The organism is Streptomyces sp. NPDC101166, from assembly GCF_044768125.1.
In the GTDB taxonomy this organism is placed as follows: domain Bacteria; phylum Actinomycetota; class Actinomycetes; order Streptomycetales; family Streptomycetaceae; genus Streptomyces.
In genome coordinates, this window is the sequence record NZ_JBIWPF010000019.1 from 54241 (window position 1) to 69326 (window position 15086).

General features: G+C 70.8%; 8 protein-coding genes and 1 pseudogene. 6 read left to right on the plus strand and 3 right to left on the minus strand.

Features of this window, described 5'->3' with window-relative positions; all coding sequences use genetic code 11:
- Positions 1–139 precede the first annotated feature (139 nt).
- Complete coding sequence (locus tag ACIRS4_RS28880; RefSeq protein WP_404201562.1) at positions 140–694, plus strand: hypothetical protein; 555 nt, start codon at positions 140–142, stop codon at positions 692–694.
- A gap of 160 nt (positions 695–854) precedes the next feature.
- Here the strand turns inward: ACIRS4_RS28880 and rph are convergent, their stop codons facing one another.
- Complete coding sequence (rph, locus tag ACIRS4_RS28885) at positions 855–3503, minus strand: rifamycin-inactivating phosphotransferase (protein ID WP_404201564.1); 2649 nt, start codon at positions 3501–3503, stop codon at positions 855–857.
- Between the two features lie 435 nt (positions 3504–3938).
- Between rph and ACIRS4_RS28890 the strand changes: the two genes are divergently transcribed.
- Entirely contained in the window at positions 3939–5585 is a 1647-nt protein-coding gene (locus ACIRS4_RS28890) for a hypothetical protein (RefSeq protein WP_404201566.1), read from the plus strand.
- Positions 5586–5681: 96 nt separating this feature from the next.
- Here ACIRS4_RS28890 and ACIRS4_RS28895 read toward each other — a convergent pair whose 3' ends face one another.
- A complete protein-coding gene (locus ACIRS4_RS28895) occupies positions 5682–7079 on the minus strand; it encodes a DEAD/DEAH box helicase (protein ID WP_404201567.1) in 1398 nt (465 codons plus the stop codon).
- Positions 7080–7264: 185 nt separating this feature from the next.
- A pseudogene (locus ACIRS4_RS28900) lies at positions 7265–8173 on the minus strand (non-reducing end alpha-L-arabinofuranosidase family hydrolase); the annotation flags it as partial.
- A 782-nt stretch (positions 8174–8955) separates the two neighbouring features.
- On the opposite strand from ACIRS4_RS28900, the gene ACIRS4_RS28905 reads away from it, so the two are divergent.
- The 4 genes from ACIRS4_RS28905 to ACIRS4_RS28920 all read left to right on the plus strand — a co-directional run bounded on the left by ACIRS4_RS28905 (position 8956) and on the right by ACIRS4_RS28920 (position 15016).
- Positions 8956–10764: a methylmalonyl-CoA mutase family protein gene (locus ACIRS4_RS28905; RefSeq protein ID WP_404201569.1), complete on the plus strand. Its 1809-nt coding sequence runs from the start codon at positions 8956–8958 to the stop codon at positions 10762–10764.
- Positions 10764–12938, plus strand: a complete 2175-nt coding sequence (scpA, locus tag ACIRS4_RS28910) for a methylmalonyl-CoA mutase (RefSeq protein ID WP_404201571.1) — start codon at positions 10764–10766, stop codon at positions 12936–12938. The genes ACIRS4_RS28905 and scpA overlap by 1 nt, the downstream gene beginning before the upstream one ends.
- A complete protein-coding gene (meaB, locus tag ACIRS4_RS28915; RefSeq protein WP_404201573.1) occupies positions 12935–13921 on the plus strand; it encodes a methylmalonyl Co-A mutase-associated GTPase MeaB in 987 nt (328 codons plus the stop codon). Before scpA ends, meaB begins: the two co-directional genes overlap by 4 nt.
- Positions 13922–14383: 462 nt before the next feature.
- Positions 14384–15016, plus strand: a complete 633-nt coding sequence (locus ACIRS4_RS28920) for a CAP domain-containing protein (RefSeq protein ID WP_404201575.1) — start codon at positions 14384–14386, stop codon at positions 15014–15016.
- Positions 15017–15086 lie beyond the last annotated feature (70 nt).

Here is a 15086-nt window from a genome sequence, read left to right on the forward strand (position 1 = left end):
CACCATGATGTCGCCGGCGCGCGTCACCGACGCACAGGGGGGCTTCACATGCCGCATGCGCGGCTCTCCCTGTCCGCGACCGGCCTTTCATACCCGGCGGTTCTCAAGTCCGGCCGATGGAAACGAAGTTAGGGGCACCATGAAGGACGACGACACCAATGTCGGAAAGCCGCGAAGAATGCGGTTCGCGATACAGGTACTCGGCGTCGCCGTCGGCGGCGCGTTAGCCTGGATCGCTGTCACCGACGGTGCACACGGCCCGGACGCAGGCGCCGCGCAGGCCGCCGACGCCGCCGTGCTGGTGGCGGGGACCGCCCCCGGCTATGCCGTGGAAGACTTCAACTATCCCCAGGCTGACAAGATCCTGGCGGAGCAGAAGATCGTCCTGAAGCGAGGCGACGGCCACATCACGCTCGCCAACTGCGTTCCCAATACGGGACAGTTGCGGCTCCTGGTTCGTAACAGGCCCGAAGAGGTCTGCTTCAACACCACCGGAAACCAGGGCTGGCTGGCCCTGGAGCTCCCCGGCGTCTACTCGATCAGGGGCAACGACTACTCCACCACGGTCGACATGACCGTCGGCACCGAGGAGAAGTCCTACGAGATCACCAAGAACACGTACACGCCGGTGGGCGAGAGCGTGGACCCGGAGAACCGCACGCACACGCTGGTCGAGATCCGAACCTCCAAGTAATCAGGATCTCGTGAGCCACCCGGTCACTCCGGGCTCACTTCCAGCGCAGGACTCCTGAACCCCACCTCTGGCGGGAACAGCCCCACCCGATGCCCGGCCGGGACGCGGACACGCTCCCGGCCGCCATCGGCTCCCGTCGCCTCGCGCGCGGTCGACTGCTCTACCGTCGACCGGCCCGATCGGCCCCCTCGGCGCCCTCCGTCGACGGCAGGATCTCCACGTACCCGTCGGTGCCGTGCACGCGGATCCGCTGGCCGTCCCGGATTCGCCGGGTGGCCTGTTCCACGCCGACGACGGCCGGCAGGCCGTACTCGCGGGCGATCACCGCGCCGTGGGTCATCAGGCCGCCCACCTCCGTCACCAGGCCCGCGATGCCGACGAACAGCGGCGACCAGCTGGGGTCCGTGAAAGGCGTGACCAGGATGTCGCCCGCTTCGAGGTAGGCGTCCGCCATGTCGAGGACGACGCGCGCCCGTCCCTCGACGGTCCCGGCGGAGACCGCGATGCCGGTCAAGGCGCCCTCCGGCACGTCGTCGCGCCGGTACGACCCGGTGACGGCCTCGCCGTCCGAGGTGAGCACCCGGGGCGGAGTGAGCGCGTGGTACGAACGGAACGCGTCCTTGCGCTGCTGGATGAGCCGGCCGTCCACCTCGTGCGTGCGCACGACGTCGCGGAGTTCCTGGAACGTCAAGTAGAAGACGTCCTCCTTCTCGGGCAGCACGTCGGCCCGCACAAGGCGCTCGGCCTCCGCCAGGAGGGCCTGTTTGTAGACGAAGTAGCGGCTGACGACGCCGTACTTCGGGTACTCCCGGTACCCGATGAAGGTCCGTACCCGGTCGATCATCCGCTTGGCCTCGTCGGCTTTGCGGTCCCCGTCCGGGAGGGCCCTCAGACGTGTCAGCACGTCCTGTTCCTTCTGCAGCGCCTTCAGCCGCCCTTGCTCGAAGCGCCGCTCGGCGGCTCCGGGCTCGAAGTTCCTGACGTTGTCGAGGAGCACGGGCACGAGCGTGGTGGGGCGCTCGCGCCAACGCGGCCTCGTGATGTCGATCTCGCCGACGCAGCGCATGCCGTACCGGTCGAGGTAGGACTCGATGGCTCGGCGCGCTTCGGCGCCGCCCGCGAGCTTCGCCAACTCGTCCAGGAAGGCGTCGTCCTCGACGTCCTCGACGCCGCGCAGGAACGCCACCACCTCCGGATGCGGGCGGATCACATCCGCGACGTCGAGCAGAGCCAGTCCCATCTCGGACGTGATGTTGCCGGGGGCGGACAAGGTGAGGGTGTCGGCCGCGTTCTTCTCGCCCAGCCATTCCTGCAGGCGATCGTTGAGCCACCAGGTGGCTTCCATCCCCGCCATGATCGCCTGGAGGCTCAGCGGATCGCTGAGGACTCGTTTGTGCTCCTCGAAGGCGTCCAGCAGGAAGTCGAACAGCGCCGGTCCGGTCTTCGTCCGGATGTCGCGTTCGAGGGTGGCGAGGAACGCCTCGCTGCGCTCGACCAGTTCGGTGACGATGGCCGGATCGGTCTCGATCGGGGTGGGCGCGGCGCCGGCCGGCGGTTCGGCGGGAGCCGCGGCCGGGAGCGAGGGGACGAAGTCGTCGTGGTCGAGGACGGTCTCCAGGGCGTCCCTGGTCAGGGGGTCGCCTCGCCCGATGACGTCCAGGAGGCCGGCGCGGCTCGCGGGCGAGGCGAGGCGCGGGGTGACGTCCACGAACAGCCTCCCGCCCGCCACGTGCATCGGCGCCATGGCCGTCAGCTGCCACATGGAGAGCCCCAGAGGTTTCATGGGGTCGGTCATCATCTGCCCGTGTCCGACGGAGACGTAGACGTGGTTCTCCTGGTCGCCGGTCTCGGGGACGGGGAACAGCGTCGTGATGGGCCGGCTCTGGACGATCCGGAAGCCGTCGTCGGCCAGGCACCATTCGATGTCCTGCGGGCGGCCGAAGTGCGCTTCGATCCGCCGCCCGAGCTCCACGAGCCGCACTGCCTGCTCATCCGTGAGCGCCGGCTGCTCCCGGCGTCCCGCGTCGATCTCCACTTCCCGCGTTCCGCCGCCTGGCAGGGCGAGAACGGCACGCTGTTTGGCGGCGATCGTCCTGGCGACGACGTCGCCGTCGCGCACCCTGAAGACGTCGGGGTTCACCAGACCGGAGACCAGGGCCTCGCCGAGGCCGAAGCCGGCGTCGACGGTGGCGACCTTCCGGTTGCCCGTGACGGGGTCGGCGGTGAACAGGATGCCGGCCGTTCGCGGGAAGACCATCCGCTGCACGACCACGGCCATGTGGACCGTCCGGTGGTCGATTCCGTGCCGCTCGCGGTACGTCACGGCCCGCTCGGTGAACAGCGAAGCCCAGCACCGGCTGACGCTCCGGAGGATCGCCGCCGGCCCCACGACGTTCAGGTACGTGTCCTGCTGGCCGGCGAAGGAGGCCGTCGGCAGGTCCTCCGCCGTCGCGCTGGACCGGACAGCGCAGGCGGCCTGTTCGCCGAGCCGGGCGTACGCCCGGGTGATCGCCGCCGCGAGGGCACCGGGGATGGCGACCTCTTCGACGGCCCGGCGGATCTGCGCGCTGAGCGTGCGGATCGCCTCCCCGTCGTCCGGGCTCAGGTGCGACAACCGGTCGAGCAGAGCGTCGATCGACGGCGCTTGCGCCATGATCCGCCGGAAGGCGTCCGTCGTCACGCAGAAGCCGGCCGGTACGGAGACGCCCTCGATCCGCGACAGCTCGCCCAGGTGCGCGCCCTTGCCGCCGACGACGGCGAGCCGAGATGCGTCGACCTCCCGGATGTCCGACACGTACTGCTCGTTCACCGCGACACCTCCGAGGTTGCCGTGCTCCGTCGCCCTGCGCTGACTGCTTGAATCGCCGACACCTCACGCACGTCGTGCCCCGTTTCCGCTGGTTGTGGCTTCGGCCGGGAATTCTGCGCCACCACGGGGGCCTTGCCGCAAGCCCCCGGGTGCGCTATAAGTTAGGAGAGGCGAGGAGAGGACTCCTTGCCCTTTTTGTTTTTCCGCCCCTTCTGCCTCCACTTCCGCCTTTGCCGCGCCGCTCCAGTGCTGAGTCGGCCGGTGTCGGTCGCCCGAACGACCGTGCGGTCCGCGGAAGTCGTCGACCGACAAAGCATGAGACGGTACATGTGAGGCAGTTTCCCGAATTTCCGCTGAAATCGGCGCCGTAGGCCAGACTCGTAGGGCCGGGGCGCCGCCGGAAGCGCCCCGCCCACTGGCCGGCGAGGAGCGCCCATGGAACCACGCGGCTACCGCATGGTGGTCTCGACCGAACTCAACTACGTCACAGCCTGCGGTACAGCGGAGCGACGGCTGATCGAATGGATACGCGACAAGGGCTACGACCCGTCCGGGCTGGACGAGGGGCGCACCGAGATCGCCCCGCACGCCACCCTGGACCGTGACTTCGAGTCAGGCCGGAAGGGCGCGTACAGCAGGTGGCGTATGCGCGAAACGCCCTCGCCGGCCTCGGGCACCTGGCAGTCGACGCTCATCGTGCGCTCGGGCCTCGAGGAGGACGAGGGCCGTACATGGGTCCAGGTCGACATCGAGCACCAGCCGGCGCTCGAGGGAGTGGTCCCCGCCCGCGCCAACACACCGAACATCGTGCGTTCGCTCCTCGACTCGCTGGAGGCCCGTGACGCACAGGCCGACGTCGCGGCCGCGCCCGTCTTCATCGAGGCCGAGGACGTCGACGACTCCATCGAGGAGCTGTGCGACAGCAACCGCCGCCTGCCCGTCGTCATCGCCACGGTGCCGTACGGAAAGGATCCCGACCACTGGTCGCGGTCGGTCGTCGAACCGCTCTTCCGCTGTCTGCACGGGCTGGCCGTGCTGTACGTGCTCACGCCGGAAGCGCAGGCCAAGTTCAACGCCGCGTTGGAGTACCACCCGGTGTTCGGAGGTGGCGTCCGCACCTACCTTCCGGGGCTCGACCCGGCATGGAAACCCGACGCGCAACGTCACCCGGTGATGTCACGCCGGACCATAGAGGCTGACCTCCGCCGCGCCGCGTCCATCCTCGCCGCGCTTCCTCAACGGCTGTCCTCCCGGCAGCCGTTACCCCCCGCTCTGCTCGGCATTCCGCGCCAGCGGACCCGCCCCCGGTCGACCGCGGACGGCACGGACATCGCTCAGCTCCGCTCCGACAATGCGGCGCTGACCGCCTTGCTGGACGAGGCGGAGCGCGCGGAAGGCATCCGGGTCAGCGAGATCAACGACTTGTACGCGGAGCTCGCGAAGGCCGATGAGGCCGACAGCGAACTGCGCGGCGAGAACGAGGAACTGTACGACAAGGTCCAGGAGTCCCAGCGGCTCATACTCCACCTGCGTGAACAGCTTCGCGAGGCAGGGCAGTTCGCCGTCGCCCACACCAGCGCCGTCGCCGCGGACATCACTTACCCCAGGACCTTCTCCGAGCTGCTGGACCGCCTCAGAGAACTGCCCGCGATCTCGTTCACCGGGCAGCGCAAGATCACCAGGGGGCTCGACAGCCAGTCCGTGGACAACTGGCTGCGTGTCGCGTGGGACGGGCTGCTGGCCCTGGATCACTTCGCCGCGACCTCCGCCGGCGACGGGAAATGCGGCGACTTCCTCAGTTGGTGCAAGTCCGACGCCTCCAGCGCCTTCCCGTTCCCGACGGCCAAAGTGGCCATGCGCGAGTCGGACACCGTCGCCCGCAAACCGAAACTGCGTGCTGAGCGCATGCTCCCGGTTCCGAGAGCGGTGGACCCCGAGGGCCGGGTCTTCATGCAGGCGCACCTGAAGATCGGCGGGGGCAACACGATCGCCCCGCGCCTGCACTTCTACGACGACTGCCCGCGCTCCGGAAAGGTGTACGTCGGCTACCTCGGCCCGCACCTGCGCAACACCCTCACCTGAGGCCTCGGCGCCCACCCGACCGTGCTGTCCGCCGCCGTGTCCTCAGCCGCGGCGGGCGGCACCGGTGAAGCGGTCGGACCACACGGCTCGCCCGGCTCAGCCGTTGCGACGGACGAGGGCGGCCTTTCGGGCCTCGGCCAGCTTGCGGGCCTCGCCGGCCTTGCGGGACTTGCCGCCGGCGCCGCGGGGCGTGCCGAGGCCTCGGAAGGGGGCGTTGGTGTTCTTGGGGCGGGGCGCCGCCGGACCGCCGTCGAGCGGGGTTCCCGAAGGGCGCCTGGCGCCGGTGATCCGGGTCAGCGCCGCCTCCCCCGAGCGCACCTTGGTGACGGTCGCCTCGACGCCGGCCGCGGCCATCATGCGGCTCACCTCGCGGCGCTGGCCCGTCGTCACGAGCGTGACCACCGCGCCCGACTCACCGGCGCGGGCGGTGCGGCCCGCCCGGTGGACGTAGTCCTTGGGGTCGGCGGGCGGGTCGACGTTGACCACGAGGTCCAGGTCGTCGACGTGCAGGCCGCGGGCCGCGACATCGGTCGCCACCAGGACGGTGATCTGGCCGTTCTTGAACTGCGCCAGGGTGCGGGTGCGCTGCGGCTGTGACTTACCGCTGTGCAGGGCCCCCGCGTGCACCCCGCTGGCCCGCAGATGCCGGGTGAGCTGGTCGACGGCGTGCTTGGTGTCGAGGAACAGCAGGACGCGGCCGTCGCGGGCGGCGATCTCCGTGATGACGGCGTAGCGGTCGGGGCCGTGGACGACCAGGACGTGGTGGTCCATCGTCGTGACCGTGCCGGCGGGCGGGTCGACCGAGTGGACGACGGGGTCGTGGAGGAAGCGCTGGACCAGCTGATCGACGTCGGCGTCCAGCGTGGCCGAGAACAGCATCCGCTGGCCGTCGGGGCGCACCTGGCCGAGGATGTCGACGACCTGCGGCAGGAATCCCAGGTCGCACATCTGGTCCGCTTCGTCCAGCACGGTGATCCTCACCCGTCCCAGGCGGCAGGCGTTGCGTTCGATCAGGTCGTGCAGGCGTCCGGGCGTGGCGACGACCACTTCGGCTCCCTCGCGGAGTGCGGCGATCTGCCGGCCGATCGACATGCCGCCGACGACCGTGGCCGTCCGCAGCCGCAGTGCCTCGGCGTACGGCGTGAGCGCCTCGGTGACCTGCTGGGCCAGTTCCCGGGTGGGTACGAGGATCAGGGCGAGGGGCTGCTTCGGTTCGGCACGCCGCCCTGCGGTCCGCGTCAGCAGCGGCAGCCCGAAGGCGAGCGTCTTGCCCGATCCGGTGCGCCCGCGTCCCAGGACGTCGCGTCCGCGCAGGGCGTCGGGCAGGGTGGCGGCCTGGATCGGGAAGGGGGTGTGCACTCCTTGCCCGTTCAGTGTCCGCAGCACCTCGGCGGGCAGTTCCAGGTCGGCGAAGGAGGCGGCCGGCGGCCGCGCCGGTGCGGTCGTTCCGGTCGGGGCGGTGCCGGCGTCGGCCATGCCGTCGGGGTGCTTCATGTACTGCCTTCCACAGAGGAACGTGCCGAGGAAGGCCCGGTGGGACCGAACGCTCGGCAGCGCCCACCGCGACGACCACGCGAACGCGTGACCCTAACACGGGGAGCACACGGCGTGGCCCCGTGCCGGGAACCCCAGCCGCGGCTCACGGCCGGGGTTCGCGCGGTCACCGTGGGGCGGGCCCGTCAGCGCTGCAGGGTGAGGACGCCCGGCCGCCAGGGCAGCAGGTTGTAGGGTCCGCCTGCGGAGGGGTTCTTGCCCTGGTAGAGCAACTGCAGGTTGCAGGGGTCGATGGTCATGGTCTGGTCGGGGTTGTTGCGGACCAGGTCGCCGTGGCTGATGTCGTTGGTCCATCCCGCACCGCTGTTGGCCTTGCCCGCGAAGGGGTTGTTCTCGCCGGCGGCCTGCGGGGTCCACGAACCGTTCAGGCTGGAGGCCGTGAACGAGCGGAAGTAGCGCTGCTCCGTCGCACCCCGCGCCTCGACGATCATGAGGTACTGGTTCTGGCCCTGGACCTTGTAGACCTGCGGCGCCTCGAAGAGGTTCTTCGTCGTGTCGCTCATGACCGTCGTGTAGGACGAGCCGAAGTTGCCCGGGAAGTTTCCGATCGGCATGCTCGCCCGGTAGATCTTGCCGTTGTCGCCGGCGAAGAACAGGTACATGTTCTGGCCGTCGGCGATCAGGGTCTGGTCGATCGGGCCGGTGCCGGAGCCGGAGATGCTGCCGGTGAACAGCGGCTTCGGCGCGGACCAGCCGTTGGGGTTGGTGGGGTCGCTCGACGTGCGGTAGATGAAGGGCCAGGCGCCCCACTGGTACGCCAGCACCCAGATGTTCTTGGGCGCGAAGTAGAACAGTGTGGGCGCCACCGCGGACTGGTTCATCCCGGCCTGACCCGCCGACGCCATGTTCGACCAGTTGGCGAAGGGGGCGAACCGCATCGAGCCGTAGGACGCGGAGCCCGTCACGTTCGACCCGTAGACCAGGTGCTTGCCCTGATAGACGACGTGGGTGAAGTCCTTCAGCGCCACCCACCCGTTCGCCGGCTGTGCCAGGGGGCCCGTCGACGTCCATCGGTAGGTCGACGGAAGGGAGCACGCTTGAGCGGCCGCCTGGGCCGGGCCCGCGACGAGTGTCGCCGCCAGCGAGACCATGGCCGCGGTCGCGGCGGAGAGCGCCAGGGACAGACGCTTGCGACGGAAGCTACCTCTGCGCATGAGCACCTCTTGATTGTTGAGTGAGCGGTCCCGGCCGGCCCTGTCACGGGCACGTCCAGGCTGACCGGACTGTCGAGGTGGAGCCCTGGACACGGCAGGTGGCGGCCGCCGGTGTGCGACGACGGGAGTCTTGATGACATGGCCATGACATACGCGTGCACCTACGCATGAGCGACATGCTCCTTGCGACTCGGCCGTATCGGCGGGCAGGACCCGGACCAGCTGTGGCGTGTGCGTCATATCGAACAAGGGGCGAAGTGTCGAGCAAACTGGATGATGCGGGGGGTGGCTGAGAGCGTCAATACCTCTCGCAAGATTCGGTACAGACGCCGAAACATTTCGCGGATGCGCCGGGACTCCGCCCCCCTGGCGGTTCACGCCATGGTGCGGAACGGCGGACCCCGCATCACCTGGGGCAAGTCGGAGGGGCCGCACCGGTCGGGCGCGGTGGCGTCGCCCTGTCCGAGACGGCCGCCCGGCTCTCCAAGCTCCGGGCGGTGGCCGCCCGCTGACCGCCCGCCACACCGACTCGACCGCGGAACCCTCACCCCTGCCCGGCTGGGCCGACGGCATGACGGTAAGCGTGGTCACATTCAGGGAGAGGGCAAGGTCACAGCCGCGCCCTCTCCTGCTCCTTTGCGCCTCTGGCCTAGCATCCGAGCATGACGGTCCTGCCTGACGACGGGCTTGAGCTGGCCGGCGAGTTCCCTGACGTGACGCACGAGCAGTGGCAGCACCTGGTGGCGGGTGTGCTGCGCAAGGCGGGCAAGGACGTCGAGGGCGACGCGGCCGAGGAAGCCCTGTCCACCGCACTCGAGGACGGGTTGCGCACCCGCCCCCTGTACACCGCGCGCGACGGCGCGCCGGAACCCGGTCTCCCCGGATTCGCGCCCTTCGTGCGCGGCGGCCGGCCCGAGGGGAACACCGTGGGCGGCTGGGACGTACGGCAAAGGCACTCCACGGCCGACGACGGCGCGGTCCTCGCCGATCTGGAGAACGGCGTCACCTCGCTGTGGCTGACGGTCGGTGAGAACGGCATCCCGGTGTCCTCGCTCGGCCGCGCCCTCGACGGCGTCCTCCTCGATCTGGCGCCGGTCGTCCTCGACGCGGGCGCCGACGTCGAGGCCGCCGCCGAGGAGTTGCTGCGGCTGTACGCGGAGCGGGGCGTGGCCCCCGAGGCGGCGCGCGGCAACCTGGGCGCGGACCCGCTCGGCCACGAGGCCCGCACCGGGCAGGCGTTCGACGTCGCGCCGGCGGCCGGCCTCGCCCGCCGCTGCGCCGAGGAGCACCCGGGCCTGCGCGCGTTCACCGTGGACGCGCTGCCGTACCACGAGGCCGGCGGCTCGGCCGCGCAGGAGCTGGGCTGCTCGCTGGCCACGGGCGTGGCCTACCTCCGGACGCTGACCGAGACCGGGATGGGCGTCGAACAGGCCTGTGCGCAGCTGGAGTTCCGGTACGCGGCGACCGCCGACCAGTTCCTGACGATCGCCAAGCTGAGGGCGGCGCGCCGGCTGTGGGCCCGCGTGGCCGAGGTGTGCGGGGCGCCCGCCGCCGGAGGGCAGACGCAGCACGCGGTGACCTCACCGGTGATGATGACGCGCCGCGACCCGTGGGTGAACATGCTGCGCACGACGGTGGCCACGCTGGCCGCCGGGGCCGGCGGGGCCGACTCCGTCACCGTGCTGCCCTTCGACGAAGCGCTCGGACTGCCGGACGCGTTCGCGCGGCGCATCGCCCGCAACACCTCCACGATCCTGATCGAGGAGTCGCATCTGTCCCGGGTGATCGACCCGGCGGGCGGCTCCTGGTACGTGGAACGCCTCACCGACGAACTCGCGCACGCGGGCTGGGAGTTCTTCCAGCGGATCGAGGAACGGGGCGGCCAGGCCGCCGCCCTGCGGTCCGGGTGGCTGGGGCAGGAGCTGGCCGACACCTGGCGGGCGCGCGCCGCGGGGCTCGCCAAGCGGCGTGAACCGGTCACCGGGGTCAGCGAGTTCCCGTTCCTGGCCGAGAAGCCCGTCGTGCGCGACGCGGCTCCCCAGCAGCGGTCCGGCGGTCTGCCGCGGGTCCGCCGCGACGAGGCGTACGAGGCGCTGCGCGCCCGGTCCGACGCCCATCTCGCGGCCACCGGCTCCCGGCCGCGGATCTTCCTGGCCGCGATCGGCCCGGCCGCCGCGCACACCGCACGGCTCACCTTCGCCTCGAACCTGTTCCAGGCGGGCGGCGTCGAGCCGGTCACCGAGGGCACGTTCGCCGAGAGCGGCGCCACCGAGGTCTGCCTGTGCTCCAGCGACGCCCTCTACGAGGAGCGGGCGGAGGAGCTCGCCGCCGAGCTGCGCGCGGCCGGCGCCGCGCACGTGTTCCTCGCGGGCCGCCCCGGGCAGCACGCCGGGGTCGACGGTTACGTCTTCGCGGGCTGTGACGCCGTCTCCGTGCTCTCCTCCACCCTCGACCGCATGGGAGTGTCCTGATGGGAATCCCCGACTTCTCCGGGATCGAGCTGGGGAGTCCCGCCGCTGACGGCGGCGCCGACGAGTGGCGTACGGCTGTGAAGAAGGCGGCCGGCGGGGACGACCTGCTGTGGGAGACGCCCGAGGGCATCCCGGTCAAGCCGCTGTACACCGGGCAGGATCTGGAGGGCCTGGACTTCCTGGGCACTTACCCGGGCGCCGCCCCCTACCTGCGCGGGCCGTACCCGACGATGTACGTCAACCAGCCCTGGACGATCCGGCAGTACGCGGGCTTCTCCACGGCCGAGGAGTCCAACGCGTTCTACCGGCGCAACCTGGCGGCCGGCCAGAAGGGCCTGTCGGTCGCCTTCGACCTGCCCACGCACCGGGGTTACGACAGCGACCACCCCCGGGTGACCGGCGACGTCGGCATGGCGGGCGTGGCGATCGACTCGATCTACGACATGCGGCAGCTGTTCGACGGGATCCCGCTGGACCGCATGAGCGTGTCGATGACGATGAACGGCGCCGTGCTGCCGGTGCTCGCGCTGTACATCGTGGCCGCCGAGGAACAGGGCGTGCCGCCCGAGAAGCTGGCCGGGACCATCCAGAACGACATCCTCAAGGAGTTCATGGTCCGCAACACCTACATCTATCCGCCGAAGCCGTCGATGCGGATCATCTCCGACATCTTCGCGTACACCTCGCAGCGGATGCCCCGCTACAACTCCATCTCGATCTCCGGGTACCACATCCAGGAGGCGGGTGCGACGGCCGATCTGGAGCTGGCGTACACCCTCGCGGACGGCGTGGAGTACATCCGCGCCGGCCGTGAAGCCGGCCTGGACGTGGACGCGTTCGCGCCCCGGCTGTCGTTCTTCTGGGCGATCGGCATGAACTTCTTCATGGAGATCGCCAAGTTGCGGGCGGCGCGCCTGCTGTGGGCCAAGCTGGTCAGGCAGTTCGACCCGAAGAACGCCAAGTCGCTGTCGCTGCGCACCCATTCGCAGACGTCGGGCTGGTCGCTGACCGCGCAGGACGTGTTCAACAACGTGACGCGCACATGTGTGGAGGCCATGGCGGCGACGCAGGGGCACACGCAGTCGCTGCACACCAACGCCCTGGACGAGGCGCTGGCCCTGCCCACCGACTTCTCGGCGCGCATCGCCCGCAACACCCAGCTGCTGATCCAGCAGGAGTCGGGGACCACCCGGGTCATCGACCCGTGGGGCGGCAGCGCCTATGTGGAGAAGCTGACGTACGACCTGGCCCGCCGGGCGTGGCAGCACATCCAGGAGGTGGAGCAGGCGGGCGGCATGGCGCAGGCCATCGACGCCGGCATCCCGAAGCTGCGCGTGGAGGAGGCGGCGGCCCGCACACAGGCCCGCATCGACTCCGGGCGGCAGCCGGTGATCGGCGTCAACAAGTACCGGGTCGACAGCGACGAGGCGATCGAGGTCCTCAAGGTCGACAACTCCTCGGTGCGCGCCCAGCAGATCGACAAGCTGCGGCGGCTGCGCGAGGAGCGGGACGAGAGGGCCTGCCGGGACGCGCTGGACGCGCTGACCCGGGCCGCCGGGGGCGACGGCAACCTGCTGGAGCTGGCGGTGGAGGCGGCCCGCGCCAAGGCGACTGTCGGCGAGATCTCCGACGCCCTGGAGAAGGTGTACGGGCGGCACGCGAGCCAGATCCGTACGATCTCCGGGGTGTACCGCAACGAAGCAGGCGAGTCCCCGTCCGTGGAGCGCACCCGGACCCTGGTCGGCGCCTTCCAGGAGGCCGAGGGCCGCCGGCCGCGCATCCTGGTCGCCAAGATGGGTCAGGACGGCCACGACCGCGGCCAGAAGGTGATCGCGACCGCGTTCGCCGACCTCGGCTTCGACGTCGACGTCGGCCCGCTGTTCCAGACCCCGGCCGAGGTGGCCCGTCAGGCCGTCGAGGCGGACGTGCACATCGTGGGCGTGTCGTCGCTGGCGGCCGGACACCTCACCCTCGTGCCGGCGCTGAAGGAGGCGCTGGCCGAGGAGGGGCGCGAGGACATCGTCATCGTGGTCGGCGGGGTCATCCCGCCGCAGGACGTGCCCACGCTCCTGGAGATGGGCGCGGCGGCCGTCTTCCCGCCGGGGACGGTGATCCCGGACGCGGCGTACGACCTGGTGGCACGGCTCGCGGGCGACCTGGGGCACACCCTGTGATCGACGTCGACGCCTATGTGAAGGGCGTCCTCGACGGCAAGCGCGCCGTCGTCGCCCGCGCCATCACGCTCGTCGAGTCCACCCGCCCCCAACACCGGGAGCTGGCGCAGCGGTTGCTGACCGAGCTGCTCCCGCACAGCGGGCGGGCCCGGCGGATCGGTGTCAGCGGGGTGCCGGGCGTGGGCAAGTCGACGTTCATCGACGCGTTCGGCACGCTGCTGACGGGGCGGGGGCACCGGGTCGCGGTGCTCGCCGTCGACCCGTCCTCCAGCCGCACCGGCGGCTCGATCCTCGGCGACAAGACGCGCATGGAGCGTCTCGCGGTCGACCCGGCGGCCTTCGTGCGGCCCTCCCCCACCGCGGGGACGCTCGGCGGGGTCGCCAAGGCCACCCGCGAGTCGATCGTGGTGATGGAGGCGGCGGGCTACGACGCGGTGCTGGTGGAGACGGTCGGCGTGGGCCAGTCGGAGACCGCGGTGGCGAACATGGTCGACTCCTTCCTGCTGCTCACGCTCGCCCGGACCGGGGACCAACTCCAGGGCATCAAGAAGGGTGTTCTGGAACTGGCCGACGTGATCGCGGTCAACAAGGCGGACGGTCCGCACGAGCGGGACGCGCGCGCCGCGGCCCGTGAACTGTCGGGCGCGCTGCGGCTGATGCACGGCAAGGACGCGGCCTGGACGCCGCCCGTGCTGAGTTGCAGCGCCCGGGAGTCCAGCGGCCTGGACACGGTGTGGGAGCGGCTCGAACAGCACCGCGCCCTCCTGGACTCGACGGGGCGGCTCGCCGACAAGCGCCGTGAGCAGCAGGTCGACTGGACGTGGTCGATGGTCCGCGACGAGCTGCTCGGCCGGCTGCGCACGCACCCCGGCGTACGGGCCCTCGCCCCCGAGCTCGAACAGCGGGTCAGGGACGGCGAGTTGACGGCCACCCTGGCCGCGGAACGCATCCTCGAGGAGTTCGGGTCCGACGGGCGGGAGTGAGGCCGGCGCGGGAAGAAGCATCCCGACCGCTGAGCTCCCGAAACGGTTGCAGTGACAAGGTGTGACATCCGTCACGTGTGTTTTCTCCGTCAACGCCGTCCGGTAGTACTCGACGCGTGGGCGACATAAGGTGATCTGCCCTTACGGATACGGACATACGACGCGTGTCCCGCTGCTCGTGGAACGAGGCCCGCACCCTTCGCCCTCCCTCCGGGCCGTGGCGGCACGCTGTCGGAATGTCAGGCGCCGGCATGACGCACCGCACCGGGACAGCACACCGCCGTACGGCTTTCAAGGGGCCCGCAGGCCTACGAAGCCGGGTAGTAGAAGGGCTCTTTGCCGGTCGCTCACCTGGGCTTAACAATGACGGCCCGAAAGGCGTCGCCGCAGGTCAGGGCCAGCATCCATGCTGCGTCCTGGTAGGGCGGCGGCGCAGTGGAGTCGACCGAGCGAGGCCCGCACATGAGGAAGCACCGCAGGCAGACGCGGCACCGGTACGCAGTCATCGGCGCCGTCACCGTCGGGGCGCTGGCGATACCGTCCGCCGCCCTTGCCTGTCCGAACGACCCGACCGCCGTGCCGCAGGTGCCGTGGAGGAGCGGGGCGAACGCGTCCGCGCCCTGGCAGTGGGTGATCGGCGGAGCGGGAGCACAGCCCCCCGCGCAGGCCGCGCCGCCGGCCGCCGCCGCCCCCGGCGCTTCCCCGGCAGCCCCGGCGTCCGGCGCCGTGGCCAAGGTCGTGTCCCTGGTCAACAGCGAGCGGAGCAAGGCGGGTTGTTCTCCCCTGACCGTGAACGCGAAGCTCACCAAGGCCGCCCAGGACCACAGTGCGGACATGGCGAGCCACCGGAACATGTCGCACACCGGCTCCGACGGCTCGGACCCGGGCGCGCGCATCACCCGCGCCGGCTACGCATGGAGCACCTACGGGGAGAACGTCGCCTACGGGTACTCCACCCCCGAGCAGGTCATGGCCGGCTGGATGGCCAGCCCCGGCCACAAGCGCAACATCCTGAACTGCGCGTTCAAGGAGATAGGAGTCGGACTCGCCCAGCCCGGCTCCTACTGGACCCAGGACTTCGCCACGGCCCGCTGAGGACGGCCATCCGCACGCGAGGGCGCGGAGAGCATGGGGGCATGCTCTCCGCGCCCTCGCGCGTGTGTCC

Excerpts from the sequence above, each read along its gene's own strand:
- ACIRS4_RS28880 (WP_404201562.1), top strand. The coding sequence starts at position 140 with ATGAAGGACGACGACACCAATGTCGGAAAGCCGCGAAGAATGCGGTTC.
- ACIRS4_RS28905 (WP_404201569.1), top strand. The coding sequence starts at position 8,956 with ATGACGGTCCTGCCTGACGACGGGCTTGAGCTGGCCGGCGAGTTCCCT.
- ACIRS4_RS28890 (WP_404201566.1), top strand. The coding sequence starts at position 3,939 with ATGGAACCACGCGGCTACCGCATGGTGGTCTCGACCGAACTCAACTAC.
- ACIRS4_RS28920 (WP_404201575.1), top strand. The coding sequence starts at position 14,384 with ATGAGGAAGCACCGCAGGCAGACGCGGCACCGGTACGCAGTCATCGGC.
- ACIRS4_RS28895 (WP_404201567.1), bottom strand. The coding sequence starts at position 7,079 with ATGAAGCACCCCGACGGCATGGCCGACGCCGGCACCGCCCCGACCGGA.
- scpA (WP_404201571.1), top strand. The coding sequence starts at position 10,764 with ATGGGAATCCCCGACTTCTCCGGGATCGAGCTGGGGAGTCCCGCCGCT.